Annotated in this window: 20 protein-coding genes; 14 read left to right on the forward strand and 6 right to left on the reverse strand. The window is 61.7% G+C overall.

Annotated features, from left to right (window positions below):
* Positions 1 to 14: 14 nt before the first annotated feature.
* The 3 genes from MF268_RS04260 to MF268_RS04270 are packed head-to-tail and all read left to right on the forward strand — an operon-like array spanning position 15 to position 3,594.
* Positions 15 to 827, forward strand: a complete 813-nt coding sequence (locus MF268_RS04260; RefSeq protein WP_238369672.1) for a TIGR00282 family metallophosphoesterase — start codon at positions 15 to 17, stop codon at positions 825 to 827.
* On the forward strand, positions 824 to 1,777 hold the full coding sequence (locus tag MF268_RS04265; RefSeq protein ID WP_238369673.1) for a DMT family transporter: 954 nt from the start codon (positions 824 to 826) through the stop codon (positions 1,775 to 1,777). The genes MF268_RS04260 and MF268_RS04265 overlap by 4 nt, the downstream gene beginning before the upstream one ends.
* A 38-nt stretch (positions 1,778 to 1,815) precedes the next feature.
* The gene (locus MF268_RS04270; RefSeq protein ID WP_238369674.1) at positions 1,816 to 3,594 is read left to right on the forward strand and encodes an SLC13 family permease; all 1,779 of its coding nucleotides are present in this window, start codon (positions 1,816 to 1,818) and stop codon (positions 3,592 to 3,594) included.
* Positions 3,595 to 3,792: 198 nt separating this feature from the next.
* Here MF268_RS04270 and MF268_RS04275 read toward each other — a convergent pair whose 3' ends face one another.
* Positions 3,793 to 5,454 (reverse strand): FAD-binding dehydrogenase, encoded by a 1,662-nt coding sequence (locus MF268_RS04275; RefSeq protein WP_238369675.1) that lies wholly within the window; start codon positions 5,452 to 5,454, stop codon positions 3,793 to 3,795.
* 61 nt (positions 5,455 to 5,515) lie between these two features.
* Complete coding sequence (locus tag MF268_RS04280; RefSeq protein WP_238369676.1) at positions 5,516 to 7,288, reverse strand: SLC13 family permease; 1,773 nt, start codon at positions 7,286 to 7,288, stop codon at positions 5,516 to 5,518.
* Between the two features lie 192 nt (positions 7,289 to 7,480).
* Here MF268_RS04280 and MF268_RS04285 point away from each other — a divergent pair, with 192 nt between their 5' ends.
* On the forward strand, positions 7,481 to 8,221 hold the full coding sequence (locus MF268_RS04285) for a YebC/PmpR family DNA-binding transcriptional regulator (protein ID WP_088633892.1): 741 nt from the start codon (positions 7,481 to 7,483) through the stop codon (positions 8,219 to 8,221).
* Positions 8,222 to 8,277: 56 nt separating this feature from the next.
* On the opposite strand, the gene MF268_RS04290 is transcribed toward MF268_RS04285, so the two are convergent.
* Positions 8,278 to 9,159, reverse strand: coding sequence for a LysR family transcriptional regulator ArgP (locus tag MF268_RS04290; protein ID WP_238369677.1), 882 nt, complete (start codon positions 9,157 to 9,159; stop codon positions 8,278 to 8,280).
* An 87-nt stretch (positions 9,160 to 9,246) separates the two neighbouring features.
* Here MF268_RS04290 and MF268_RS04295 point away from each other — a divergent pair, with 87 nt between their 5' ends.
* The 8 genes from MF268_RS04295 to MF268_RS04330 all read left to right on the forward strand — a co-directional run bounded on the left by MF268_RS04295 (position 9,247) and on the right by MF268_RS04330 (position 17,862).
* Complete coding sequence (locus MF268_RS04295; protein WP_238369678.1) at positions 9,247 to 9,846, forward strand: LysE/ArgO family amino acid transporter; 600 nt, start codon at positions 9,247 to 9,249, stop codon at positions 9,844 to 9,846.
* 90 nt (positions 9,847 to 9,936) lie between these two features.
* Positions 9,937 to 10,842: a DMT family transporter gene (locus MF268_RS04300; protein ID WP_273544896.1), complete on the forward strand. Its 906-nt coding sequence runs from the start codon at positions 9,937 to 9,939 to the stop codon at positions 10,840 to 10,842.
* Positions 10,839 to 11,573 (forward strand): hypothetical protein, encoded by a 735-nt coding sequence (locus MF268_RS04305; protein ID WP_238369680.1) that lies wholly within the window; start codon positions 10,839 to 10,841, stop codon positions 11,571 to 11,573. The genes MF268_RS04300 and MF268_RS04305 overlap by 4 nt, the downstream gene beginning before the upstream one ends.
* 82 nt (positions 11,574 to 11,655) lie before the next feature.
* On the forward strand, positions 11,656 to 12,228 hold the full coding sequence (gene betI, locus MF268_RS04310; RefSeq protein ID WP_238369681.1) for a choline-binding transcriptional repressor BetI: 573 nt from the start codon (positions 11,656 to 11,658) through the stop codon (positions 12,226 to 12,228).
* Positions 12,225 to 13,733 carry a choline-sulfatase gene (betC, locus tag MF268_RS04315; protein WP_238369682.1) on the forward strand — a complete coding sequence of 503 codons (1,509 nt, stop codon included), beginning with the start codon at positions 12,225 to 12,227 and terminating at the stop codon, positions 13,731 to 13,733. Before betI ends, betC begins: the two co-directional genes overlap by 4 nt.
* A 50-nt stretch (positions 13,734 to 13,783) precedes the next feature.
* Positions 13,784 to 15,241, forward strand: a complete 1,458-nt coding sequence (gene betB, locus MF268_RS04320) for a betaine-aldehyde dehydrogenase (protein WP_238369683.1) — start codon at positions 13,784 to 13,786, stop codon at positions 15,239 to 15,241.
* A 262-nt stretch (positions 15,242 to 15,503) separates the two neighbouring features.
* Positions 15,504 to 17,153: a choline dehydrogenase gene (gene betA / locus MF268_RS04325; RefSeq protein WP_238369684.1), complete on the forward strand. Its 1,650-nt coding sequence runs from the start codon at positions 15,504 to 15,506 to the stop codon at positions 17,151 to 17,153.
* A gap of 55 nt (positions 17,154 to 17,208) precedes the next feature.
* Positions 17,209 to 17,862, forward strand: coding sequence for a thermonuclease family protein (locus tag MF268_RS04330; RefSeq protein WP_238369685.1), 654 nt, complete (start codon positions 17,209 to 17,211; stop codon positions 17,860 to 17,862).
* Here the strand turns inward: MF268_RS04330 and MF268_RS04335 are convergent.
* The 3 genes from MF268_RS04335 to MF268_RS04345 form a co-directional block, all read right to left on the reverse strand.
* Complete coding sequence (locus tag MF268_RS04335) at positions 17,859 to 19,259, reverse strand: helix-turn-helix domain-containing protein (RefSeq protein WP_238369686.1); 1,401 nt, start codon at positions 19,257 to 19,259, stop codon at positions 17,859 to 17,861. The genes MF268_RS04330 and MF268_RS04335 overlap by 4 nt on opposite strands.
* 61 nt (positions 19,260 to 19,320) lie before the next feature.
* The gene (locus tag MF268_RS04340; protein ID WP_238370197.1) at positions 19,321 to 20,538 is read right to left on the reverse strand and encodes a multidrug effflux MFS transporter; all 1,218 of its coding nucleotides are present in this window, start codon (positions 20,536 to 20,538) and stop codon (positions 19,321 to 19,323) included.
* A 96-nt stretch (positions 20,539 to 20,634) separates the two neighbouring features.
* Positions 20,635 to 21,951 carry a M10 family metallopeptidase gene (locus MF268_RS04345; protein ID WP_238369687.1) on the reverse strand — a complete coding sequence of 439 codons (1,317 nt, stop codon included), beginning with the start codon at positions 21,949 to 21,951 and terminating at the stop codon, positions 20,635 to 20,637.
* A 204-nt stretch (positions 21,952 to 22,155) separates the two neighbouring features.
* On the opposite strand from MF268_RS04345, the gene MF268_RS04350 reads away from it, so the two are divergent.
* Both MF268_RS04350 and MF268_RS04355 read left to right on the forward strand, forming a co-directional pair.
* Entirely contained in the window at positions 22,156 to 23,688 is a 1,533-nt protein-coding gene (locus tag MF268_RS04350) for an acyl-CoA carboxylase subunit beta (protein WP_238369688.1), read from the forward strand.
* 170 nt (positions 23,689 to 23,858) lie between these two features.
* Positions 23,859 to 24,122 carry a DUF7218 family protein gene (locus MF268_RS04355; protein ID WP_238369689.1) on the forward strand — a complete coding sequence of 88 codons (264 nt, stop codon included), beginning with the start codon at positions 23,859 to 23,861 and terminating at the stop codon, positions 24,120 to 24,122.
* Positions 24,123 to 24,400: the final 278 nt, after the last annotated feature.

Genomic DNA, 24,400 nt, shown 5'->3' on the forward strand with positions numbered 1-24,400 from the left:
TTACCAACCTCTTCATGAGACTTCTTTTTCTAGGCGATGTGATGGGCCGCGCCGGGCGCAAGGCCATCCAGGAAAACCTGCCACGTCTGCGCGAGGAATGGCGCGCCGACTTCGTGGTGGTGAACGGTGAAAATTCCAGCAACGGCATGGGGTTGAGCGGCGATCATGCCAAGCTTTTGCTCGACTCGGGGGCGGATTGCCTGACGCTGGGCGATCATGCCTTTGACCAGCGCGACATGATGCAGTTCATCGAGTCCGAGCCGCGCATCATCCGCCCAATCAATTTCGCCAAGAGCGCGCCGGGTAAAGGATACCGGCTGTTCACCACGAGATCCGGCAAAAAGGTGCTGGTGGTGCAGGTGCTTGGGCAGGTGTTCATGAAGCGCGCCTTTGACGATCCGTTTTCCGCCATCGAGCCGGTGCTGAAGGCGCATCCGCTGGGCGGTCAGGCGGCTGCGGTGCTGGTTGACATGCATTGCGAGGCGACCTCGGAAAAGATGGCGATGGGTCATTACTGCGACGGGCGCGCCAGCCTCGTCGTCGGCACCCATACCCATGTGCCGACGGCGGATGCGCAGATTTTGCCCGGCGGCACCGGGTTCCAGAGCGATGCGGGCATGTGCGGCGATTACAACTCGGTCATCGGCATGGATAAGGCCGAGCCGATGCGCCGTTTCATCACCGGCATGCCCAAGGGACGGTTCAGCCCGGCCGAAGGCGAAGCGACCCTCTCCGGTGTCTTTGTCGAAACCGATGACAAAACCGGCAAGGCCGAGCGGATTTCGATGATCCGGGTGGGCGGAAGGCTGCAAGAAGCCACCCCATGAGCCTGCCCGCCACGCCCGATATGCCCCGCCGCGAGCTGCTGTTCTTTACCGGCATGCTGCTGCTGATCGGCGCGGGCTGGGGGCTGACGCAGCCGCTGGGCAAGATCGCGGTCAGCACCGGGCACAGGCATTTCGGCCTGATCTTCTGGCAACTCGCAATCGGCACGGTGGCCTTTGGGGCGGTATCGCTGGCGCAGCGCCGTCGTCTGCCATTCAACCGCGATACCCTGCGGGTCTATCTTGTGGTGGCGCTGGCGGGCACGATCATTCCCAACTCTGCCTCTTACCAGGCGATTGCGCATCTGCCATCGGGGGTTCTGTCGATCCTGCTGTCGCTGGTGCCGATGCTGGCCTTTCCCATGGCGCTGGCGCTGGGGCTTGAGAAATTCGCGCCCCGCCGCCTGCTGGGGTTGCTGGCAGGGCTGGCCGGTGTGTTGCTATTGATCCTGCCGGATGCGTCCCTGCCCGATGCGGCGATGCTGGCCTGGGTCCCGCTGGGGCTGGTCGCGCCGCTGTTCTACGCTTTTGAGGGCAACTTCGTCGCGCGCTGGGGCACTGCCGGGCTCGACCCGATCCGCGTGCTCTTTGGCGCCTCGCTGATCGGTGCGATCATGGCGCTGCCGCTGGCCCTTGCGACGGGGCAGTTCATCTCGCCGCTGCGCCCCTATGGGGCGCCGGAATGGGCGCTGATCGGCTCGGCGCTGATTCATGTTGTCGTCTATGCGGGCTATGTGTGGCTGGTGGGCCGTGCGGGCGCGGTTTTTGCCGTGCAGGTCAGCTATGTGGTGACGGGGTTCGGCGTTTTCTGGGCGATGCAGATCCTTGGCGAGACCTATTCGCCCTATATCTGGGCGGCGCTTGGCATCGTGCTGGCCGGTGTGATGCTGGTTCAGCCGCGCAGGAACGAAGCTGTTGCCGAACAGGCCGCAATCGGCGAAAATACGCATTAACCGGCGTCTGTTTTCTGGTGCCAGAAAGAATTTTGTAAATGCAGTTACTCGCCCTCTCGGAAACCGGCAGCGCGGTTCTTTCGCTGATCATCGTTGTGGGCATGTTTGCGCTCTTCCTGCGCGAGACCTTCCCGACAGAAGTCGTGGCTATTGCCGGAGTCGCCCTGATGCTGGTGACCGGGGTGCTGCCCTATGATGCGGCGCTGCCCGTACTGTCGAACCCGGCACCCTGGACGATTGCGGCCATGTTCATCATCATGGGCGCGCTGGTGCGGACCGGTGCGCTCGATGTTCTCACAAGGGCGGCCGAACGCTATGGCCGCACCCATCCCAAACTGGCGATAACCGGCGTGATCGCGATGGTGATGGCTGGATCGGCCGTGATGAACAACACACCTGTCGTGGTGGTCATGATCCCGGTTTTTGTGCAGCTGTCCCAGACACTGGGTACCAAGGCCTCCAAGCTGCTGATCCCGCTCAGCTACGCGGCGATCATGGGCGGGTCGCTGACCCTGATCGGGACCTCAACGAACCTGCTGGTCGACGGCGTCGCCCGAACGCAGGGGCTTGAACCCTTTGGTATCCTTGAAATCATGCCGATCGGCCTTGTGGTCTGCGCCTGGGGTCTGCTCTACATGATCGTCCTTGGTCCGCGCCTGCTGCCGGATCGCGACAGCATGGCAAACATGCTCTCGGACCGGTCCAAGATGAAGTTCTTCACCGAGGCGGTGATCCCGCCCGACTCCAACCTGATCGGCCGCGAAGTCACCGGAGTCCAGCTTTTCAAACGCGAAGGCGTGCGGCTGATCGACGTGATCCGGGGCGATGTTTCGTTGCGCCGCAATCTCAAGGGCGTGGAGCTGCGAGTCGGCGACCGGGTGGTTCTGCGGACCCAGATGACCGAGCTTTTGAGCCTGCAGAACAACAAGGAATTGAAGCGCGTCGATCAGGTTTCGGCGGTCGAGACCAGCACCGTCGAAGTGCTGATCACGCCGGAATGCAAGATGGTCGGCCGCGCGCTGGGCGGGCTGCGGCTGCGGCGGCGCTATGGTGTCTATGTTCTGGCGGTGCACCGCAGGAACCAGAACATTGGACGTCAGCTTGACGATCTCGTGGTGCGGGTTGGCGACACGTTGCTGCTCGAAGGCGCACCTGCTGACATCCAGCGCCTCGCAAGCGAAATGGAAATGGTCGACGTTTCACAGCCTTCGGCCCGCGCCTATCGCCGGGGTCATGCGCCGATTGCGGTCGCCGCGCTGGCCAGCATCGTTATCCTTGCCGCATTGAATGTCGCGCCGATCCTTCTTCTCGCGGTTCTCGCTGTCGCTTTGGTTCTGGTGACCGGCTGCATCGACGCGGACGAGGCCTTTTCCTTTGTCGACGGCCGCCTCCTCGCGCTCATCTTCGGGATGCTGGCGGTCGGGGCGGGGCTTGATAACACCGGCGCGATCGCTCTCGTCGTCGACGGGGTGGTGCCGGGGCTGAAGAGCCTGCCGCCCTCGCTTGTCGTTTTCGTGGTCTTCCTGATGACAACGGTCCTGACCGAAATCGTTTCCAACAACGCGGTGGCTGTCATCATGACACCGCTTGCCATCGGCCTCGCGGCGGCCCTTGGGCTTGATCCACGTCCGCTCGTGGTTGCCGTGATGATTGCTGCGTCCTGTGCCTTTGCGACGCCGATCGGGTATCAGACCAACACGCTCGTCTACGGACCGGGGGGATATCGTTTCTCTGACTTCATGCGGATTGGGGTTCCGCTGAACCTGAGCATGTCTGTGTTGGTTTCTCTCGTCATTCCCTTCATCTGGCCCCTCTAGACTGAACCGAGGTGACGTAACGGGCCTTCGCGCAGGCCGATAAGGCGGGAGCCTCCGGCGGGGATATTTTTTGACCCAAAGAAGCAGGGGAAAGTTTATCCTCTTCTTTGGGTTTCAAATATCCCGGGGGCTGGCGAAATCCCTGATTTCGACAGGTGGGGGCAGAGCCCCCGTTTTGCCAGAGGCAATTGTTTCCCATTACGCAATATGGTCGGATCTGCCTGCGTTGCGACCCGAGAAGATGCAGCCGCCGAGGAACGTACCTTCAAGAGCGTTGTAGCCGTGGTAGCCGCCGCCACCAAAACCGGCGACTTCTCCGGCTGCGAAGAGACCGGGGACCGGATTGCCGATTGAGTCGAGCATGCGGCTTTCGAGGTCCGTCTGCAGTCCGCCGAGTGTTTTGCGGGTCAGGATGTTGAGTCTGACGGCGATAAGGGGGCCGTTTTGAGGGTCGAGGAAGCGGTGAGGCTGGGCTGTCCGGATCAGTTTGTCTCCTCGGTACTGACGGGCATTGCGGATCGCCATGACCTGCGCGTCCTTGCAGAAAGCGTTGTCGATCTGGGAGTCCCGTGCTTCGATCTGTGCTCTGATCCTTTCGGAATCCAGCCGGTTGCCGCCGGCGAGGTCGTTCATGCCTAGAACGAGTTCCTCCAGCGTTTTGGCAACGACGAAATCCTCGCCTTTGGATTTGAAGGCTTCGACCGGGGCGGGGGCGCCTTTGCCGGAGAGGAGCCTAGCCTTGATCACTTCGCGCCAGCTTTTGGAAGTCAGGTCGGGGTTCTGCTCCGACCCGGAAAGCGCGAATTCCTTTTCGATGACTTTCTGGGTCAGGATGAACCAGCTGTAGTCAAATCCGGTGGCAAGGATGGCGCGCAGCGTGGCAAGGCTGTCGAAACCCGGCAGGGCGGGTGGGGTGAAACGGTTGCCTTTTGCATCGAACCACATGGAGGAAGGTCCCGGCAGGATACGAATGCCGTGGGCGGGCCAGATCGGATCCCAGTTCTTCACGCCTTCGGTATAGTGCCACATGCGGTCGTTGTTGATGACATGACCGCCGGCCTTTTCGCTGATCGCGATCATGCGACCGTCCACATGGGCGGGCACTCCGGCGATCATGTGCTTGGGGGCGAGCCCGAGCCGCTGTTCCGGCCAGGCCTTGCGGATCAGGTCGAAATTGCCGCCGATACCGCCCGAAGTGACGATGACCGACGCGGCATTAAGGGCGAAATCATCGGCGATCACGCGGTTGCTGCTTTGGCCGCGGGGCATGTCATCCGGGTCGAGAACCACCCCGGCCACGCCGCGGGCGGTGCCGTTCTGCATGAAAATCCGGTCGACCCGGTGGCGGAATTTCAGCGTGACGCGTCCGGCTTTTTCATGTTCTCGCACGCGGGCCAGGAACGGATCTAGCGTGCCCGGCCCGGTGCCCCATGTGAGGTGAAACCGGGGCACGGAATTGCCGTGACCATCGGCAAAGCTGCCGCCGCGTTCGGCCCATCCGACGACGGGGAACCAGCGCATGCCCATCGCATGCAGCCAGGGGCGCATCTCTCCGGCGGCGAAATCCACGTAGGCTTCGGCCCATTTGCGGGGCCAGTGATCTTCTTTGCGGTCAAAACCTGCCGACCCCATCCAGTCGTTCAGCGCGAGCGCGTGGCTGTCGCGGATGCCCATGCGGCGCTGTTCCGGGGTGTCGACCATGAAGAGCCCGCCCAGCGACCAGAAGGCCTGTCCGCCGAGCGATTGTGGCGGTTCCTGATCCAGCAGGATGACCTTTTTGCCCCGGTCACCGAGTTCCGCCGCTGCGACCAGCCCTGCCAGACCCCCGCCGACGATGATCACATCTGCCGATTCAGCCATATCGTATCTCTCTCCCCGTTCGTGACAGCCTATGCCGGTGAACGGGCGCGGGGCAACCGGGTCAGAGTGGCCAGAAGATCAGGATGGAGGGAATGGATACGGCGATGACGAGAATTTCCAGCGGCAGACCCATGCGCCAGTAATCGCCAAAGCGGTAGCCGCCCGGGCCAAGGATCAGCGTGTTGTTCTTGTGCCCGATCGGGGTGAGAAAAGCCGAAGAGGCGGCAACCGCCACAGCCATCAGGAACGGGTCGGGCGACACATCGAGCGTCTTTGCCATCTGGATGCCGACCGGGGCGGCCACGATGGTGGTGGCCGTGTTGTTCAGCACATCCGAGAGCGTCATGGTGACGACCATCAGCACGGTCAGGATGACCCATGCAGGCATGCCGGCAGTCAGATCGGTCAGCGCGTTCGCGATCAACTGGGTACCGCCCGATTCCTCGAGCGCGGCGCCGAGGGGGATCATTGAACCGAGCAGCACGATCACCGGCCATTCCACGTGCTCGTAGATTTCGGTCACCGGCAGGATGCGCGTCAGCACATAGGCGGTGACAACGATACCCAGCGCGATGGGCAGGTAGAGCAGGCCGAAGCTCGCGGCCGCGACGGCGGCGCCGAAAATCCCGATGGACAGCCATGTCTTGTCATTGGCCGTCACGTTCAGCCCGCGCTGGGCAAGCGGCAGGCAGCCGAGCCAGTCTATTACATCAGGCGCGCGCCCCTTGGGGCAGAGCAGCAGGAGGATATCGCCGGGCTGGATTTCTGTCCGCCGCACCTGATCGTTGATACGCGTGCCTTTGCGCGAGATGCCGAGCAGAACCGAGCTTTGCCGCCATGCAAGACCGATCCCCATCGCGGTGCGTCCGGCGATCAGGGCGTCGTCGGGGACCACCGCTTCGACCACTTCGAGACCTTCGGCATCGGCGGTCAGTTTCTTTTCCCGGTCCCGGTCGGAGAAGGCGAGGTTCAGGGCCGAGCGGAATTCGTCGAGCGCATCGGGGGTGGCGTCGATTACGAGGCTGTCGCCTTCGCGCAGCATGGCATTGGCCGAGCGACCGTATCGGCGCCTGCCATCGCGGATCAGGCCAAGAATTGCCACGTCGGATTTTTCGGCCTCTTCGTCCAACTCGCCGACACGTTTGCCGATCAGGTCGCTGTCGTCCGGGACGGTGAGTTCGGCGATATACTGTTGCAGGTCGGCGGCGGTGGCGTAGGTTTTGCCCCGGTCCGGGATCAGCCGCCAGCCGATCAGAGCGACAAAGATCAGCCCGGCAAGCGCGGCGATCCCGCCAACGGGGGCGAAGTCGAACATGGAAAAGGACTCGCCCAGCGATTGCTGCCGGATCGAGGCGATGATGATATTGGGCGGGGTGCCGATCAGCGTGACCATGCCGCCAAGGATTGTCGCAAAAGACAGCGGCATGAGCGAGAGGCCGGGGGGACGGTCGGCCTTGCGCGCGGTCTGAATGTCGACGGGCATAAGCAGGGCGAGCGCGGCGACATTATTCATGAAGGCCGAAAGCACCGCACCGATCCCGCCCATCAGCGCGATATGGGTGCCAAGGCGGCGCGAGCTGTCGACCATCGTTCGGGTGATCAGGAACACCGCGCCCGAGCGCACCAGCCCGGCAGAGACGATCAGCACCAGCGCGACGACAATCGTCGCGGGGTGGCCAAAGCCAGAGAATGCCATGTCGGTTGGCACGACGCCCAGCACCACGCCGGTCAGAAGCGCGCCGAAAGCCACAAGATCGTAACGGAATCGGCCCCAGATCAGCAGGGCAAAGACGGCTGCAAACAGGCCGAACAGGATCATCTGGTCAGTGGTCATACGGTCGGTGTTCCGGCAATTCTGGCAAGGCGCGGACAGCGTTTCGCAATTCCACTGTGAATGCAACGTCTTGCAGGATGCGGCGGTTCCCGGCGCAGGTGGCGCGTATTGCTCAGCGCGTGTGGGCTTGCGGGGCAGGGCGGGGCTGCCATATAGAGACGCAAACCTGATCAGTACAGTCGGAGGCAATCCATGGCCGGCCATTCAAAATGGGCAAACATCCAGCACCGCAAGGGCCGTCAGGACGCGGCGCGTTCGAAACTCTTTTCCAAGCTCTCCAAGGAAATCACCGTTGCTGCCAAGATGGGCGACCCGGATCCTGAAAAGAACCCGCGTCTGCGTCTGGCGGTTAAGGAAGCCAAGTCGAATTCCGTTCCCAAAGACGTGATCGACCGCGCGATCAAGAAATCGCAGGCGGGCGAAGGCGAGGATTACGAAGAAATCCGCTATGAGGGCTATGGCCCGAACGGTGTCGCGGTGATCGTCGAGGCGATGACCGACAACCGCAACCGCACCGCGTCGAACGTGCGTTCTACGTTCACCAAGAACGGCGGCAACCTTGGCGAGACCGGCTCGGTCGGGTTCATGTTCGACCGCAAGGGCGAGATCACCTATTCCGCCGAGGTGGGCGATGCGGACACGGTGATGATGGCGGCGATCGAGGCCGGGGCCGAGGATGTGGAAAGCTCGGAAGAGGGCCATACGATCTGGTGCGCCGATACCGATCTCAACGAAGTGTCCAGCGCGCTTGAAGCGGAGCTTGGCGAAAGTGAATCGACCAAGCTGGCGTGGCGCCCGACCACCACGACCGAAATGGATATCGAAGCGATGCAAAAGCTGATGAAGCTGGTGGATGCGCTTGAAGACGATGACGATGTGCAGCGCGTCACCACCAATTTCGAAGCCTCGGACGAGGTGATGGCGCAGCTGTAAGGCCAAGCCAGTTTAGGGAATTCGGAAACCGCGGCCTGTCATGAGCCGCGGTCTTTTCATATCTGGCGCAACCTGTCGCGCGCGGCCCGTTTCACGGCGCCGGTCAGATCGGCCAGCGCCGGGGCCATGACGCGGCTGACCTGCCATGAGAGGGCCACATCCAGCGGCTGACCGGGCGAAAGGTCAATCAACTCGCGGCGCTCCAGCGGACCCTGCAACAGGATCTCCGGGTTCATTCCCCAGCCAAGCCCGGCGCGGGCCGCGTCGATGAAGGCATGGGTGGACGGGATCGTATGCGAGGGCGGAGAAAGTCGGCGACCGCTATGCGTTTCCAGCCAGAGCCGCTGCAACGCATCCTTTGCGTTGAAGACGAGGCAAGGCGCTTTTGCCAACGCAACGGCAGTAACCCCGTCGGGAAACCACTGCGCAGCGAAATCCGGGCTGGCGGTCGCAAAGTAGCGCAGGCTGCCAAGCGGGGTCGCATCGCAGCCGGTGACGGCGGGCGCGCTGGCGGTGATGGCGGCGCTGACCTCACCGCGTTTCAACCAGTCGGCGCTGTGATCCTGGTCGTCGATCACGAGTTCGAACAGGATATCCGGTACTTCGGCCAAGGCTGGAATGAACCACGTGGCAAGGCTGTCGGCATTCACCGCGATGCGCAACCGGGTCTCGCCGGACTGTTCCAACCGCAACTCGCGGGCAAGCTGCGACTCAAGGAGACCGATATTCTCGGCATGTTTGGCGAGCCGTTCGCCGGTCTGCGTGGCGGTGCAGGGCGGGCCACGATTGATGAGTGTCGCGCCAACCCGTTCCTCGAGCGCCTTGATCCGCTGCGACACGGCCGAAGGCGTGACAGCCAGTTCATGGGCCGCCGCGTCAAAGCTGCCGCGCCGCAGGATCGCGGTCAGCGCGGCCAGATGGTCGGGATCGAAGTGCATTAGCCAAACTTAATCAGGGTCACGATAATTAACTGGATTACGGGCGTGCGCGTCTTTAGTCAAACCCGGGTCAGTTTCGGAGGACATATGAATACCGGGTTCATCTCAGGCTTTGCCCTTGGCTTTTCTCTGATCCTTGCGATCGGGGCGCAGAATGCTTTCGTGCTGCGGCAGGGGTTGCGGCGCGAGCATGTGTTCGCGATCTGCCTGACCTGTGCGCTCTCTGATGCGCTGCTGATCTCGGCAGGGGTGGCCGGGTTCGGGCGGCTGGGTGTGGCATTGCCGTGGTTCGAGCCGGTGATGCGCTTTGGCGGCGCGGCCTTTCTGCTTGCCTACGGAGGGCTCAGCCTGCGCCGTGCGATGGCCGGGGGCGAGTCATTGCGTTCCGGCAACGGCGAAAGCGCAGGTTTGCGCAAGGCGTTGCTGACCGTTCTGGCATTCACGTGGCTTAACCCGCATGTCTATCTGGACACGGTGGTGCTGGTCGGGTCGGTTTCTTCGCAGGCGGAAAACAGGCTTTTGTTCGGGCTCGGCGCGGTGCTGGCGAGCTTTGTTTTCTTCTTTTCGCTTGGCTATGGCGCGCGGTTTCTGGCGCCGGTTTTCGCGCGGCCCGGGGCCTGGCGGGTGCTTGACCTTTGTATCGGCGCGGTGATGTGGGCGATTGCGGCCAAGCTCATCTTTATGTGACGAAAAAGTCACCGCGTGACGGCAAAATTGCCAGTCAAATCCTGATGGTATTGCCTTGTCTTGACTGCCGTTAACGTGTTCAAGGCATGTATGAGTACCGCAACGCCTTCACGTCCCATGGTTGGCATCTTCTGGATGTTGGTTACGGGTTTATGCTTCGTTGGGGTTAACGCGCTGGTCAAGACGGTAGGGTCGCGCCTGCCCGCAACCGAAGCCGCTTTCATCCGTTACTGCCTTGGTGCGATTTGGCTTTTGCCGCTTCTGGGCGCGATGCGGAAAGACCGTGTGACCCCAAAGCTGTTTTTCCAGTTCGGCGCCCGCGGGCTATGCCATGCGATTGGCGTCGCGCTCTGGTTTTTTGCGATGACGCGCATCCCGATCGCCGAGGTCACCGCGATCAACTATCTTTCCCCGGTTTACGTGACACTCGGCGCGGCGCTTTTCCTTGGCGAGAAGCTGGCAAAACGTCGGATCGCGGCGGTAATGGTGGCGCTGATCGGCGGGATGATCATCCTGCGCCCCGGCCTGCGCGAAGTCGATATTGGGCACTGGGCGATGATGCTCGCCGCCTTTGTCTTTGGCGGGTCGTACTTGCTGGCCAAGGTGCTGGTGGACAAGACGAACCCGGCGCTGGTCAACGGCATGCTGGCGGTCTGGGTTTCGATTGCGCTGGCGCCGATGGCAATTTCGGTCTGGATAACGCCAACGTGGACGGAGCTTGCCCTGCTCGCCGGGGTCGGTCTGCTGGCGACGACGGGTCATTTCACGATGACGCTGGCCTTTGCCGCCGCGCCGGTCGCGGTGACCCAGCCGGTAACCTATCTGCAACTGGTCTGGGCTACGATGCTGGGTGTGCTGGTCTTTGGCGAACCAATGGATGTCTGGGTCGTGGTCGGTGGCGCTGTGGTGCTGGCCTCGGTGACGTTTATTTCGCTGCGCGAGGCGCAGCTGAAACGCCGCGCGATCACGCCCGTTTCGGGGGCGACCAAGATATGACCTGGCTGTTGAATGTCATTGGTGCCGCTTCGGTCTCGGCGCTTGCCGTCGCCGGCCTGTCGCTTGCTGCCCGAGGCGGGCCGGATCTCATGGTGGCGGTCACGCCGGTACAAGCCGATGCGAGTGAGGTGCCGGAGCCGGAGCCGGCAACCCAGTTCGAAACCACGGGTACGTCACCGGGGGCGGCCATCGCGGAAAACGTGGTGTTCCAGGAGTGCGGCGAAACGGCCCTTGGGGCCTATTGCGCGATGCACGGGCAGGGGCGCAAGCTTTATGCCTATCAGGACGGAAGCACCGCAGACGAGGTGATGGAGTTCCTGAATGCGCAGGAACCCGGCGCGCCGCTGGCCATCGTCGGTCATATCACCAAGAGCTTTGATGGTGGCGCGAACGTGGTGATGGACCTTGCCCTGCCGCGTGCGGCCGGGCCGCATGACCGCGTGCTGCATCAGCTTCAGGGCCACTGGTACGCGGCCGAGGATGCCAATGCGCAGTTCTCGATTCTGGGCGCAGAGCGGCAGAACGTGTTCCAGGGCGCGGTGAGCGACATGGAATACCTGAGCGTAGAAGACAGCTGCGGTGATTTCGCAGGCAAGGGCCCGTATCTCAACGTTTACGAACCCGACACCAAGGAAAAGCAGTGTTTCGCCATTGATTCCATCGATTTGCACCAGATGACGCTGATCTTCCTGCCGCGCGGCAACTTCCTGCAATACCGTCGCATGGAGTAAGCGTGCTGCCTCGTTTAGTTTTATTGATTGACGAGTCAATAAACCTTTTCTAGCCTGTCTCCGGACCGGACAGGGATAGATCATGCCAAAAGTTGGAATGGAACCGATCCGGCGCGAGGCGCTGGTCAAAGCGACAATTGCGGAAATCGGCGCAGCCGGTTCCCTTGACGTGACCGTCACCCAGATCGCGAAGCGGGCCGGCATGTCCAGTGCGCTGGCTCATCACTATTTCGGCGGCAAGGACCAGATCTTTCTCGCCGCGATGCGCCGCATCCTCCGCGATTTCGGAGACGAGGTGCGCTCGGGCCTGAAACAGGCCGAACCGGACTCTCGTGCGGCGGCTGTAATTCGCGCGTCCTTTGCGCCGTCCTGCTTTACACCCGACGTGATCTCGGCCTGGATGACGTTCTACGTCCTCGCCCAGACCTCGCCCGAGGCGCTGCGCCTCTGGCGTGTCTATCAGGGCCGCATCCGGTCGAACCTGACCCATGCGCTGCGCCCGCTGACCCGGGATCCGGCCGCAGCCGCCGACACGCTGGCCGCGCTGATCGACGGACTTTATATCCGTGCCGCGCTCAGCGATCCCGATACGCCCGAACGCGCCACCGTCCATGCGCTGGACGTGCTGACCCACCTCATCGGAAAGCCGAAATGACCCAACCGAATATCCTGATTCTGATGGTCGACCAGCTGAACGGAACCCTGTTTCCCGACGGTCCCGCCGACTGGCTGCATGTGCCGAACCTCAAGAAGCTGGCGGCGCGTTCGACCCGCTTCGCGAATGCCTATACCGGCTCGCCGCTCTGCGCGCCGGGGCGGGCCAGCTTCATGTCCGGCCAGCTGCCATCGCGCACCGGCGTCTATGACAATGCTGCCGAATTCAGCAGCGATATCCCGACCTATGCCCACCACCTGCGCCGGGCGGGCTATTACACCTGTCTCAGCGGCAAGATGCATTTCGTTGGCCCCGACCAACTGCACGGTTTCGAAGAACGGCTGACCACCGATATCTACCCTGCCGATTTCGGCTGGACCCCGGATTACCGCAAGCCGGGCGAGCGTATCGACTGGTGGTATCACAACATGGGCTCGGTGACCGGCGCGGGCGTGGCCGAGATTACCAACCAGATGGAATATGACGACGAGGTCGCACATTTCGCCAAGATGAAACTCTACGACCTGTCGCGCGGTGGCGATGATCGTCCCTGGTGCGTGACGGCAAGCTTCACCCACCCGCATGACCCCTATGTGGCCCGCCGGAAATACTGGGACCTCTACGAAGATTGCGAACATCTGGCGCCCAAAGTGCCGGCCATTCCTTACGAGGAACAGGACAAGCACTCAAAACGCATCTTCGACGCGAATGACTGGCGGAGCTTCAATATCACCGACGAGGACATCTCGCGTTCCCGTCGCGCCTATTTTGCCAATATCTCCTATCTCGACGACAAGATCGGCGAGATCCTGCAGGTGTTGGAAGACACCCGTCAGGAAGCGATCATCGTGTTCTGCTCGGACCATGGCGATATGCTGGGCGAGCGCGGCCTCTGGTTCAAGATGTCCTTCTTCGAAGGCTCGTCCCGCGTGCCGCTTATGATCTCGGCGCCGGACATGGAACCGGGACTGGTCGAAACCCCGGTCTCTACCATCGACCTCACCCCGACCCTTGGCAAGCTGGCCGGTGTCGACATGGAGGAAATCGAACCCTGGACCGATGGCGAAGATATCTCGGCGCTGGCCAATAGCGCAACGCGGGAAACCCCGGTCGCCATCGAATACGCGGCCGAAGGTTCCAACGCGCCGCTGGTCTCGCTGCGGCACGGCCGGTTCAAGTACAACCGCTGCGCGCTTGATCCCGAACAGCTCTTCGATCTGGATGCCGACCCGAACGAGCTGACCAATTTGGCCGAAGACCCGGCACATCGAGAGACACTGGAAGATTTCCGCGCCCAAGCCGACGCAAGATGGGATCTGGATCGTTTCGATGCCGAGGTACGCGCCAGCCAGGCGCGCCGCTGGATCGTTTACGAAGCCTTGCGCCAGGGCGGTTATTACCCTTGGGACTACCAGCCGCTCCAGAAAGCGTCCGAACGCTACATGCGCAACCACATGGACCTGAATGTACTCGAGGAATCCAAGCGGTTCCCAAGAGGCGAATAGCTTTTCCTCTTGCACGAAATACTCCCGCCGGAGGCAAGAAAGTATCTGTCATGACCTATCCGACCCAACCCAAAGCGAGCCATTTCATCAACGGTGCCTATGTCGAGGATGACGCGGGCGCTCCTATCGATGTGATTTATCCTGCGACAGGAGAAGTGATCGCGAAAATTCATTCTGCGACTCCAGCCATCATCGGGCAGGCGCTCGACGCGGCCCGCACGGCGCAGGTCGAATGGGCAAAGATGACCGGAACGGAGCGTGGCCGAATTCTGCGCCGCGCCGCCGATATCATGCGCGAGCGCAATCACGATCTTTCCGTGCTAGAAACATGGGACACGGGCAAACCCTATCAGGAAACCAGCGTGGCCGATGCGACCAGCGGCGCGGATGCGCTGGAATACTTCGGTGGAATGGCGGCGACGCTGGCCGGCCAGCACATCCAGCTGGGCGAAGACTGGGTCTATACGGTGCGCGAACCGCTTGGCGTTTGTGTCGGGATCGGCGCGTGGAACTATCCGACCCAGATCGCCTGCTGGAAGGGGGCCCCGGCGCTCGCCTGTGGCAATTCAATGGTGTTCAAACCCTCGGAAACCACGCCGCTCTCGGCGCTGAAAGTCGCGGAGATCCTCGTGGAGGCCGGTCTGCCCGCCGGTGTTTACAACGTGGTGCAGGGTCTGGGCGACGTGGGCGCCGCGCTGGTTTCGGATCCCCGGGTCGACAAGGTCTCGCTTACCGGATCGGTCCCGACCGGGCGCAAGGTCTATGCCTCGGCGGCGGCAGGCATGAAGCATGTCACGATGGAATTGGGGGGCAAGTCCCCGATGGTGATCTTTGACGATGCGGACCTCGACAATGCGGTCTCGGGGGCGATCCTCGGCAATTTCTATTCCTCTGGGCAGGTCTGTTCCAATGGCACGCGGGTGTTCGTTCAAAAGGGCATAAAGGAAGCGTTCCTCGCCCGCCTTACGGAGCGGCTGGGCAAGGCGGTGATCGGCGATCCGATGGACCCGAACACCAGCTTTGGTCCAATGGTCAGCGCCCGCCAGACCGAGATCGTCGAGGGCTATGTCGCCAAGGGTGTCGAGGAAGGCGCCCGGCTGGTGACCGGCGGCAAACGGCTGGAGCGCAAAGGATTCTGGCTGGAGCCGACAGTTTTTGCCGATGTCACCGACGACATGACCATCGCGCGCGAGGAAATCTTTGGTCCGGTCATGGCGGTTCTCGACTTCGAGGACGAGGCCGAAGTCATGGCGCGGGCCAATGATACAGAATTCGGTCTTGCTGCCGGGGTCTTCACCCGCGATCTCGCCCGCGCCCATCGCGTCGCCGCCGGTTTCGAGGCGGGTACCTGTTACATCAACACCTATAATGATGCGCCGGTCGAAGCACCTTTTGGCGGGTCAAAGCAATCCGGGGTCGGGCGGGAGAATTCGGCGGCAGCCATCGAGCATTACAGCCAGTTGAAATCGGTCTACGTGCGGATGGGCGATCTCGAGGCGCCATTCTGATGCGAGGCGCTGCGAAAGCGGTGCGCTGCCGCGCATTCCTGTTGCGAAAGGCGAGAGGCGACGCATTTGCGCCTGCGGTGCCGTTTGGCGCGGAGCAGGGGGATTCTGCTGAGAGGTGCCTGAGGGATCGGTCCGATCCTCAGGTCACCTGTTCAATTGTGATAGGGCGATTCCCTCCGGCCTCAAGGGCAAGGCGCCTGCGGCGCGGCTTCGCCCCCTTGACCCCGCAGGGAATCACCGGGGTATTTGAGGTCATGGGCTGATGGAGGCGGATTTCGTCATCGTCGGAGCGGGCAGCGCCGGTTGTGCCATGGCCTATCGGCTCAGCGAAGCGGGGGCTTCTGTCATCGTGGTCGAACATGGCGGCACGGATGCCGGGCCGTTCATCCAGATGCCGGCGGCGCTCAGCTATCCGATGAACATGAAGCAATACGACTGGGGCTACATGTCCGAGCCGGAGCCGAACCTGAACAACCGCAGGCTGGTGGTGCCGCGCGGCAAGGTGATCGGCGGGTCGTCTTCGATCAACGGAATGGTCTATGTGCGTGGTCATGCCCGCGATTTCGACCATTGGCGCGAAAGCGGTGCGGATGGCTGGGGCTTTGCCGATGTGCTGCCTTATTTCAAGCGCATGGAAAGCTGGCATGACGGAGGGCATGGCGGCGACCCGGACTGGCGCGGCACCGACGGCCCGCTGCATGTGAGCCGGGGTCCGAGGGACAATCCGCTGCACGAGGCCTTTGTCGCTGCGGGACGTGAGGCCGGATACGAGTTGACCGATGATTACAACGGGCAGAAGCAGGAAGGCTTTGGCCCGATGGAGCAGACCGTCTGGAAGGGACGGCGCTGGTCTGCGGCCAATGCCTATCTGCGCCCGGCGCTGAAGCGGGACAACTGTGATCTTGTCCGTGGGCTGGTCGAGAAGGTGGTGATCAAAGAGGGGCGCGCGGTCGGCGTGGCACTGTCCGGTGGTCGCGTGGTCCGCGCGCGCCGACAGGTTGTGCTGGCGGCATCCTCGCTGAATTCCCCCAAGCTGCTGATGCTCTCCGGTATCGGTCCCGGTGCGCATCTGCGCGAGCACGGGATCGAGGTCGTCGCGGACCGTCCCGGTGTTGGTGCAAACCTACAGGATCATCTGGAGGTCTATTTCCAGATGGCGTCGAGCCAGCCGGTCACCCTGTTCAAGCACTGGAACCTTCTGTCGAAGGCCGTGATCGGGGCACAGTGGCTGTTCCTGAAGTCGGGTCTGGGCGCGTCGAACCAGTTCGAGAGCGCGGCCTTCCTGCGCAGCCGGGCGGGGATCGAATATCCGGATGTGCAATATCATTTCCTGCCGATCGCGGTGCGCTATGATGGCAAGGCGGCGGCCGAGGGGCACGGGTTTCAGGCCCATGTGGGCCCGATGCGCTCGCCCAGCCTGGGCGCGGTGACCTTGCGGTCTGCCGATCCGGGGGCGGCGCCGGTGATCCGGTTCAACTACATGTCGACGGAACAGGACTGGGTGGATTTCCGCGCCTGTCTGCGCATGACGCGAGAGATATTCTCGCAGCCCGCCTTCGCGCCTTTCGTCAAGCATGAGATCCAGCCCGGGGCGGACAAAGTGAGCGATGCAGATCTCGATGCCTTTGTCGCGGAACATGCCGAGAGCGCCTATCATCCCTGTGGCACCTGCCGGATGGGGCGGGCGGACGATCCGGAGGCGGTGGTCGACCCCAAGGGCCGGGTGATCGGTGTAGACGGGCTGACCGTGGCGGACAGCAGTATTTTCCCGCGCATCACCAATGGCAATCTGAACGGTCCGTCGATCATGGTGGGCGAGAAGATGTCCGATCACCTGCTGGAGCGCGATCCGATAGCACCGTCGAATGATGCACCGTGGATACACCCACAGTGGGAGAGCGCGCAGCGTTAAGCCTGTTATGAGGGACGGCTTGTGAGTCCGTTAACTTTTGCCGTAGAGCGGCAGGATGTTAAGGATTTGTTCGCTTTTCATTCTGCTCATGCTTCCGTTGGCAGCGCTGGCCGATCCGTCGGGTGTTGTCCGGGTCATCGACGGCGATACCTGGAATGTGGGCGGTACGCGCGTGCGGCTCTTCGGGATCGACACGCCGGAGACGGACCAGACCTGTGAACGCGGGGGTGAGCTCTGGCGCTGCGGGGCCTGGGCCTCGCGCGAGGTCCGCGCGCGCTATCAAGGCAAGACAGCGACCTGCCGCGCGGTGACCGTGGATCGCTATCAGCGTGTCGTCGCGCGCTGCAGCGTTGAGGGGCGCGACGTCGGGCGCGATCTTGTGGCGGACGGGGTGGCACTGGCCTATCGGCGTTACTCGATGGATTACGATCTTGATGAGAAACGCGCGGCAGTGCAGGGCATCGGACTGCACGGGGCCGACATGCAGCGGCCTTCGGATTTCCGGGCGGCGCAGCGGCAGGTGAACGTGCAGCCTGCGCCGGGTGATTGCCGTATCAAGGGTAACATTTCCTCCAATGGCGAGCGGATTTATCACGCGCCGGGGCAAGAGCATTACAATCGCACGAAGATTTCCCCGGCAAAGGGCGAACGCTGGTTCTGCAGCGAGGCCGAGGCGCGCGCGGCAGGATGGCGCCGGGCGAAACGCTAGTTCACCTCGTAGGGCAGTACGCCACGCTGATCCGTATCGATGGAAAGCTGCCGCTCGAGAGGCGGGACGGACCGCTGATGGCAGGTCTTGCGTTCGCAGATGCGGCAGGAAATCCCGATGGGCTCAAAGGCGCTGGCCTTGGTCACGTCGAGACTGTCCGCATAGACCAGTTTGTCCGCGTGCCGCACCTCGCAACCCAGCGCGATGGCAAAACGGCGCACCGGCGCGCCGAATGAGCCGCCCGGTTTCGAGACATCCCGCGCAAGGTTGATATAGCGCACCCCGTCCGGCGTTTCGGCCAGCTGGCGCAGGAACTGGCGGGGCGTTTCAAAGGCGCGATGCACGTTCCAGAGCGGGCAGGCGCCGCCGAAACGGGCGAATTGCAGCCGGGTTGCGCTGTGGCGCTTGGTGATGGTTCCAGCCTGATCCACACGAACGAAAAAGAACGGAATGCCCTTGTTGCCCGGACGCTGCATGGTGGAGAGGCGATGCGCCACCTGTTCGATTGAGGCGTCGAACCGGGCCGACAGCAATTCCAGATCGTGGCGGACTTCCTGCGCGACTTCGAGAAAGGTGTTGTAAGGCATCAGCGCCGCGCCCGCGAAGTAATTAGCCAGACCGATCTTGGCGATGGCGCGGGCCTCGTCGCTTTGGAAGCGGGCAAAATCGAGCGTCGCCTCGATCAGCTTGTCCTGCTGCAGCAGGGCGGTTTGCAGAAGCAGTTGGAATATCTGGGTCTGGGGCGCGGCGCGTGAGGAAATCTGGAGAACGCGGGTCTGGGCGTCGTAACGGCGTAGCTGCTCCATCTCGGTCATTTCGACCCGGATGCCCTGACTGGCAAGCGCGGCAAGCGCGACCGCACGGATATCGCGCCCGCCGGTTGCCTGACTGGCAAAGCTTTCCGCTGCGCGGTCCACCGCGTCGATGTAATTGTCACAATAATGAAAAAAGTCGCGCACCTCGTCCCACGGGCTGGCCTGAACCCGGCTGTCGCCGCGGCCCAGCGCCTCGTCGAGAGAGGCGAGACGTTCATGGGTCTGGCGATAGCTGCGATGCAGTTCGATAAAGGCCCGGGCAAGGGCGGGCGCGTTCGACGCGGCCAAGCGCAGATCCGCCAGAGGGGGCATAACATCGGCAAACACCGGATCGGCCAGAATCTCGCGAAGATCGCTCACCAGCCTGGCGCTGTCCCCGGTCGACAGCTCGGTCACGTCCAGCCCGAATTCCTGCGCCAGCGCAAGGATCACCGTTGTCGACACCGGGCGGTTGTTGTTTTCCATCTGGTTCAGATAGGGGAGGGAGACGCCGAGCTTGGCTGCGAATTCCCGTTGGGTCAGCCCAAAGCGGGCGCGCATTTCGCGCAGTTTCGTGCCAGCGTAGAGCTTGTGCGGAGCCATAGAGTGCCTTTGCAGGTTTGCTTTTCCCGCAGGATATGTTTGCAAACCGTCCGGAGCAAGGTCATCTGAGGCCGAGTTGGCGCTCGCGGTAGATGACCAGCAGGATCGAACAGATGCCCAGCGCCGTGGTCGCCATCATCATGAACAGCAGGGGCAGGGGACCAACGCCGGGTTTCAGCATCATGCCAGCAAAGGCGCTGAGCGCCGCGCCGCCGCCGAGCATCAACGCCCCGCCAAGGCCCGAGGCGGTCCCGGCCAGATGAGGGCGTACCGACAGCGACCCTGCGGTCGCGTTCGGGATGGTCATGCCATTGCCAAGGCCGACAAAGCACATGAAGCCAAAGAAGGTATAGGCGTTCGCATGACCCAGCATTGTAATCACCGTCGAGGTCGTGATCCCGGCAAAGATCATTATGCCGCCCCAGAGGACAAGCTTGTTGATCCCAAAGCGCACGGCGCAGCGCGCGGTGATGAAGTTACCGATGAAGTACCCGACCGCCGGCGCACCGAAGTAGACACCCAGTTCGGACGGCGTCAGGTGAAAGACCTCGCTGCCGACATAGGGCGCGCCGCCGAGATAGGCAAAGAAGCTGCCCGAGGTGAAGGCCGCCGCCAGAGAATAGCCCCAGAAGCGCGGTGAGGTGAGCAGTTCCGGGTATTCGCGAAACTGCTGGCCAAGGGTCTTGCCGCTTTTCATCGCGGTTTCGCCAAAGTCGTAATAGGTCACGACAAGCGTCAGGATTCCGATCAGGAACAACGCCCAGAAGGTCGATTTCCAGCCGAATATCTCATCCAGTACGCCACCAAAGGCCGGGCCGATCATTGGTACGACCGCCATGCCCATCGTCACGTAACCGATCATGCTTGCGGCCCGGTCGGTGTCGAACATGTCGCGCACCGCCGCGCGGCTTAGCACCATGGCAACTGCAACCACCGACTGGCACATGCGAAAGAACAGGAAGATTTCGGCAGTGGGCGAATAGATGCAGCCCAGCGTTGCCAGCAGAAACAGAGCAATCCCCCACACGATCAACGGACGTCGCCCGAACTTGTCCGAAATCGGGCCGATCAATACTTGCAGGATCGCGTTGAACCCAAGGTAGAGCGCAACTGAAAGTTGCATAACCCGGTATTCGGTATGAAAGTACTCCGTCATGCCCGGCAAGCTTGGCAGAAACACGTTCATCGCCAGCGCCGCCAAGCCCGTCACAAGGATCAGGGTCGAGACATGCGGAACTGTCTTGCGATCAAGGTAACGGGAAACGGGGTGTCTTGCCATCTGCACGGAGTTAGTACTTCAAGTGTGAAATGTCCATTGAGGACGCGACCGGCATCTTCATTTAATTGGCCGCGCCCTTCGGCGGACGTCGGGTGGTCACACCAGAATATCATCTCCCAGTTGTGCAAGCGACATGTTCAGGACGGTCAGGGTGTTGCCATCGCCGAAATCGAAAACCACGTCATCGCCGATATCCTGCCCTGCCTCGATTATTTTATTGGCGTCAGTATATGAGCGGAACTTGAGGATATCTTTGTCGTCCTTGAAATCGGTGATCGTGTCATCGCCGAATTTCTTCTTGAACAGGAACTTGTCGCGGCCCGCTCCCCCGGTGAGCGTATCGTCGCCGCGCCCGCCGTCGATCTTGTCCTTGCGTGCGCCACCGTCCAGCGTATCGCGCCCGCCGCCACCCTTGAGCTTGTCCCGAGCGGCCTCGCCGAACAGCGAATCGCGGCCCTTGCCGCCTGACAGCTTGTCCCGCCCACTGCCGCCAAGCAGGGTGTCATCGCCGTTGGCGCCGATCATGCGGTCATCCCCTGTGCCGCCTTCCAGCCGGTTGCCCAGTGCGTTGCCGGTGATGTCGTCGTCAAAGGCGCTGCCGACGGCATTCTCGATATCGACGCCATAGGCGATCACCACGTCGTCATAGGCGCCGAATTGCGAAAACGCGCCCTGGTTCAGGTCAATGACCACTGCGTTGCCATTTGCACCTGCATCAAGGCTGTCGATGCCGCCCGTATCCCAGATCGTGTCGACCGTATCGGTACGCTTTCCGGTATAGGTGTCGTCGCCGGTGTTGTAATCCGCCGCTCCCCAGATGTCCTGCAAGGCATAGACATCGAACAGCATCATCGCATCGGAATCCTCGCCGTTGTCCGGGTTGGATTCATAGGACATGACCGAATACTTGTTGCTGTCGAATGCCTCGTCCAGCGTCGGGTCCGCATGGGGGTGCTTCAGACCCATGGCATGACCGATCTCATGCAGGATGAGGTCATCCTCGCTGGCCTGTGACATGTCGATGTCGTTCTTGAAAACCGCGCTGCCGTCCCACTTCGTGATGGTATTGCCGCTATAGCGATACCAGCTGCCGCCAAGCCCGGTGGTTCCTGCGTATTCGCCGGCCATCGAGATCTTGCCAAGGTTCAGAACCGGGTCGGTCGAGCCAAAGGTCTCGACAAAAGAAACGTTCAGGAAGGTTTCGATATGGTCCAGCTGTGTGCGGATGTTCGCCTTCTCCGCCGCGTTCAGCGCGGTCCATCCCGTGTAGGTTCCTGAAAAGGCAAGATCGTCGGGCTGGTAGGTCGTCGCGAACTGGTAGGTGATGCTATAGCGCGCGGCCCCGGTCACATTGACCGGGTTCAGGGCGCGCAGCCCTTCATATTGCAGCCCTTCGAGAATATCCGTCGTCATGAAACAAACCTGTGAATGCCTGTTGTGCGCTCTCTCCCCGCGCAGCTTAACTCATTTACACTTAAAATCGTCAAAACAAGGGCAATTTGCTGATTTGCAATATATTCATACGGCAAAGAGAGTGGTTTGCAAATTTGCGAGATTTTCCTGTGTGATTTTCCGAATGACGTTATGGTGGCCCAAATTTGCGAGGGAAGCTGAATCATGAAGGATATCCTGTCGGAACTGGAAAGCCGCCGCGACATGGCCCGTCTGGGTGGCGGCGAGCACCGGATCGAAGCCCAGCACAAACGCGGCAAGCTTACCGCCCGCGAGCGCATAGAACTGCTGCTGGACGAAGGCAGTTTCGAGGAATTCGACACGTTCGTCGCCCACCGCTGCACCGATTTCGGGATGGAGAAGCAGCGCCCGTATGGCGACGGCGTCGTTACCGGATGGGGCACGATAAACGGCCGGATGGTCTATGTGTTCTCGCAGGATTTCACGGTCTTCGGGGGCTCTCTCTCTGAAACCCATGCGCAGAAGATCTGCAAGATCATGGACATGGCAGTTCAGAACGGCGCGCCGGTGATCGGCATCAACGATTCCGGCGGTGCCCGCATTCAGGAAGGTGTCGCCTCGCTTGCGGGATACGCCGAAGTGTTCCAGCGCAATATCATGGCCAGCGGCGTGGTGCCGCAGATCTCGGTGATCATGGGGCCCTGCGCCGGCGGCGCAGTCTATTCCCCGGCGATGACCGACTTTATCTTTATGGTAAAGGACAGCTCTTACATGTTCGTTACGGGCCCCGACGTGGTCAAGACGGTGACGAACGAAGTGGTGACAGCCGAGGAACTTGGCGGTGCCTCGACCCATACTAAGAAATCCTCGGTCGCGGACGGAGCCTTCGAGAATGACGTCGAAGCTCTCGCCGAAGTGCGCCGTCTCGTCGATTTCCTGCCACTCAACAACCGCGAAAAACCTCCCGTTCGCCCTTTCTTCGATGAACCGGGCCGCGGCGAGAAAAGCCTCGACACGCTGATCCCGGAAAACGCGAACACGCCCTATGACATGAAAGAGCTGATCGAGAAGACCGCGGATGAAGGTGACTTCTTCGAGATTCAGGAGGATTTCGCCAAGAACATCATCACCGGCTTCATCCGGCTCGAGGGTCAGACTGTCGGCGTCGTCGCCAACCAGCCGATGGTGCTTGCGGGCTGCCTCGACATCGACAGCTCCCGCAAGGCCGCGCGTTTCGTGCGCTTCTGCGACTGTTTCGAAATCCCGATCCTCACCTTCGTCGATGTGCCCGGTTTCCTTCCCGGCACCAGCCAGGAATACGGCGGCGTCATCAAGCACGGCGCAAAACTGCTCTTTGCCTATGGCGAGGCGACGGTACCGAAAGTCACCGTCATTACCCGCAAGGCCTATGGCGGCGCCTATGACGTGATGAGTTCGAAACACATACGCGGCGATTTCAACTATGCGTGGCCGACGGCGGAAATTGCGGTGATGGGCGCCAAGGGCGCGACCGAGATCATCCATCGCGCGGACCTCGGCAACGAGGAAAAGATCGCCGCCCATACCAAGGATTACGAAGACCGTTTCGCCAATCCCTTTGTCGCCGCCGAGCGGGGCTTCATCGACGAGGTCATCATGCCACATTCGACACGCCGCCGCGTCGCCCGGGCCTTTGCCTCCCTGCGCAACAAGCACCTTAGCAACCCGTGGAAAAAACACGATAACATCCCGCTCTGAGTGCTCTAGTTTCCTTTTGCGCGAAATACTCCCGCCGGAGGCTCCCACGCCTGAAGGCATCACCACGGCCCGACAGATCATGATCCGGATGCAGACCGCACAGACGTCAATCGGCCCGACCGGCGGAACCCTTTCCGCCGGTAGCGGTTTCGTTTTTAAAGGAGCCAGCCATGGGAAAGACACCGGGACCGTCGGTCAAGGATCAGGATACCTACGAAGCACTGCGCGATCAGGGCGCCTCCAAGGAAAAGGCCGCGCGTATCGCCAACGCGAAAGCCAATCCGGATATGCACCCTTCGGAAAAGGGCGGAAGCCATCCGCCTTACGAGGACTGGACCGTCGAGGAACTCTACAGCCGTGCGCAGGAGCTGGAGATCGAGGGCCGCTCGGACATGAGCAAGACGGAACTCATAAAGGCGCTGCGCAACAGCTGAACCACGCCCCTGCCTTGCAGAAACAATTCTCGCACGGCGGAAAGAATCAGCGGGGCAAAGTTGAGGGTCCTGCAAGCGCGCTTCGATATGCGGAAAACGCTCTCTTGAAGCGACTGGTGAGAGCGGAATCAATCTATGGATGCGCAGATTGCCGAATAATTCACCTAAAAGGTGAATCTCCCCTGTTTCTTATCGTAAAACCCCAACATGTGCCGGCTCGGCTTTGCCCAGCCACTATAGGTGGGGGTGGAGGCGGTAAACGTCGCGCCTCAAAACCT

This window comes from Heliomarina baculiformis, from assembly GCF_019966545.1.
In the GTDB taxonomy this organism is placed as follows: Bacteria; Pseudomonadota; Alphaproteobacteria; order Rhodobacterales; family Rhodobacteraceae; genus Heliomarina; species Heliomarina baculiformis.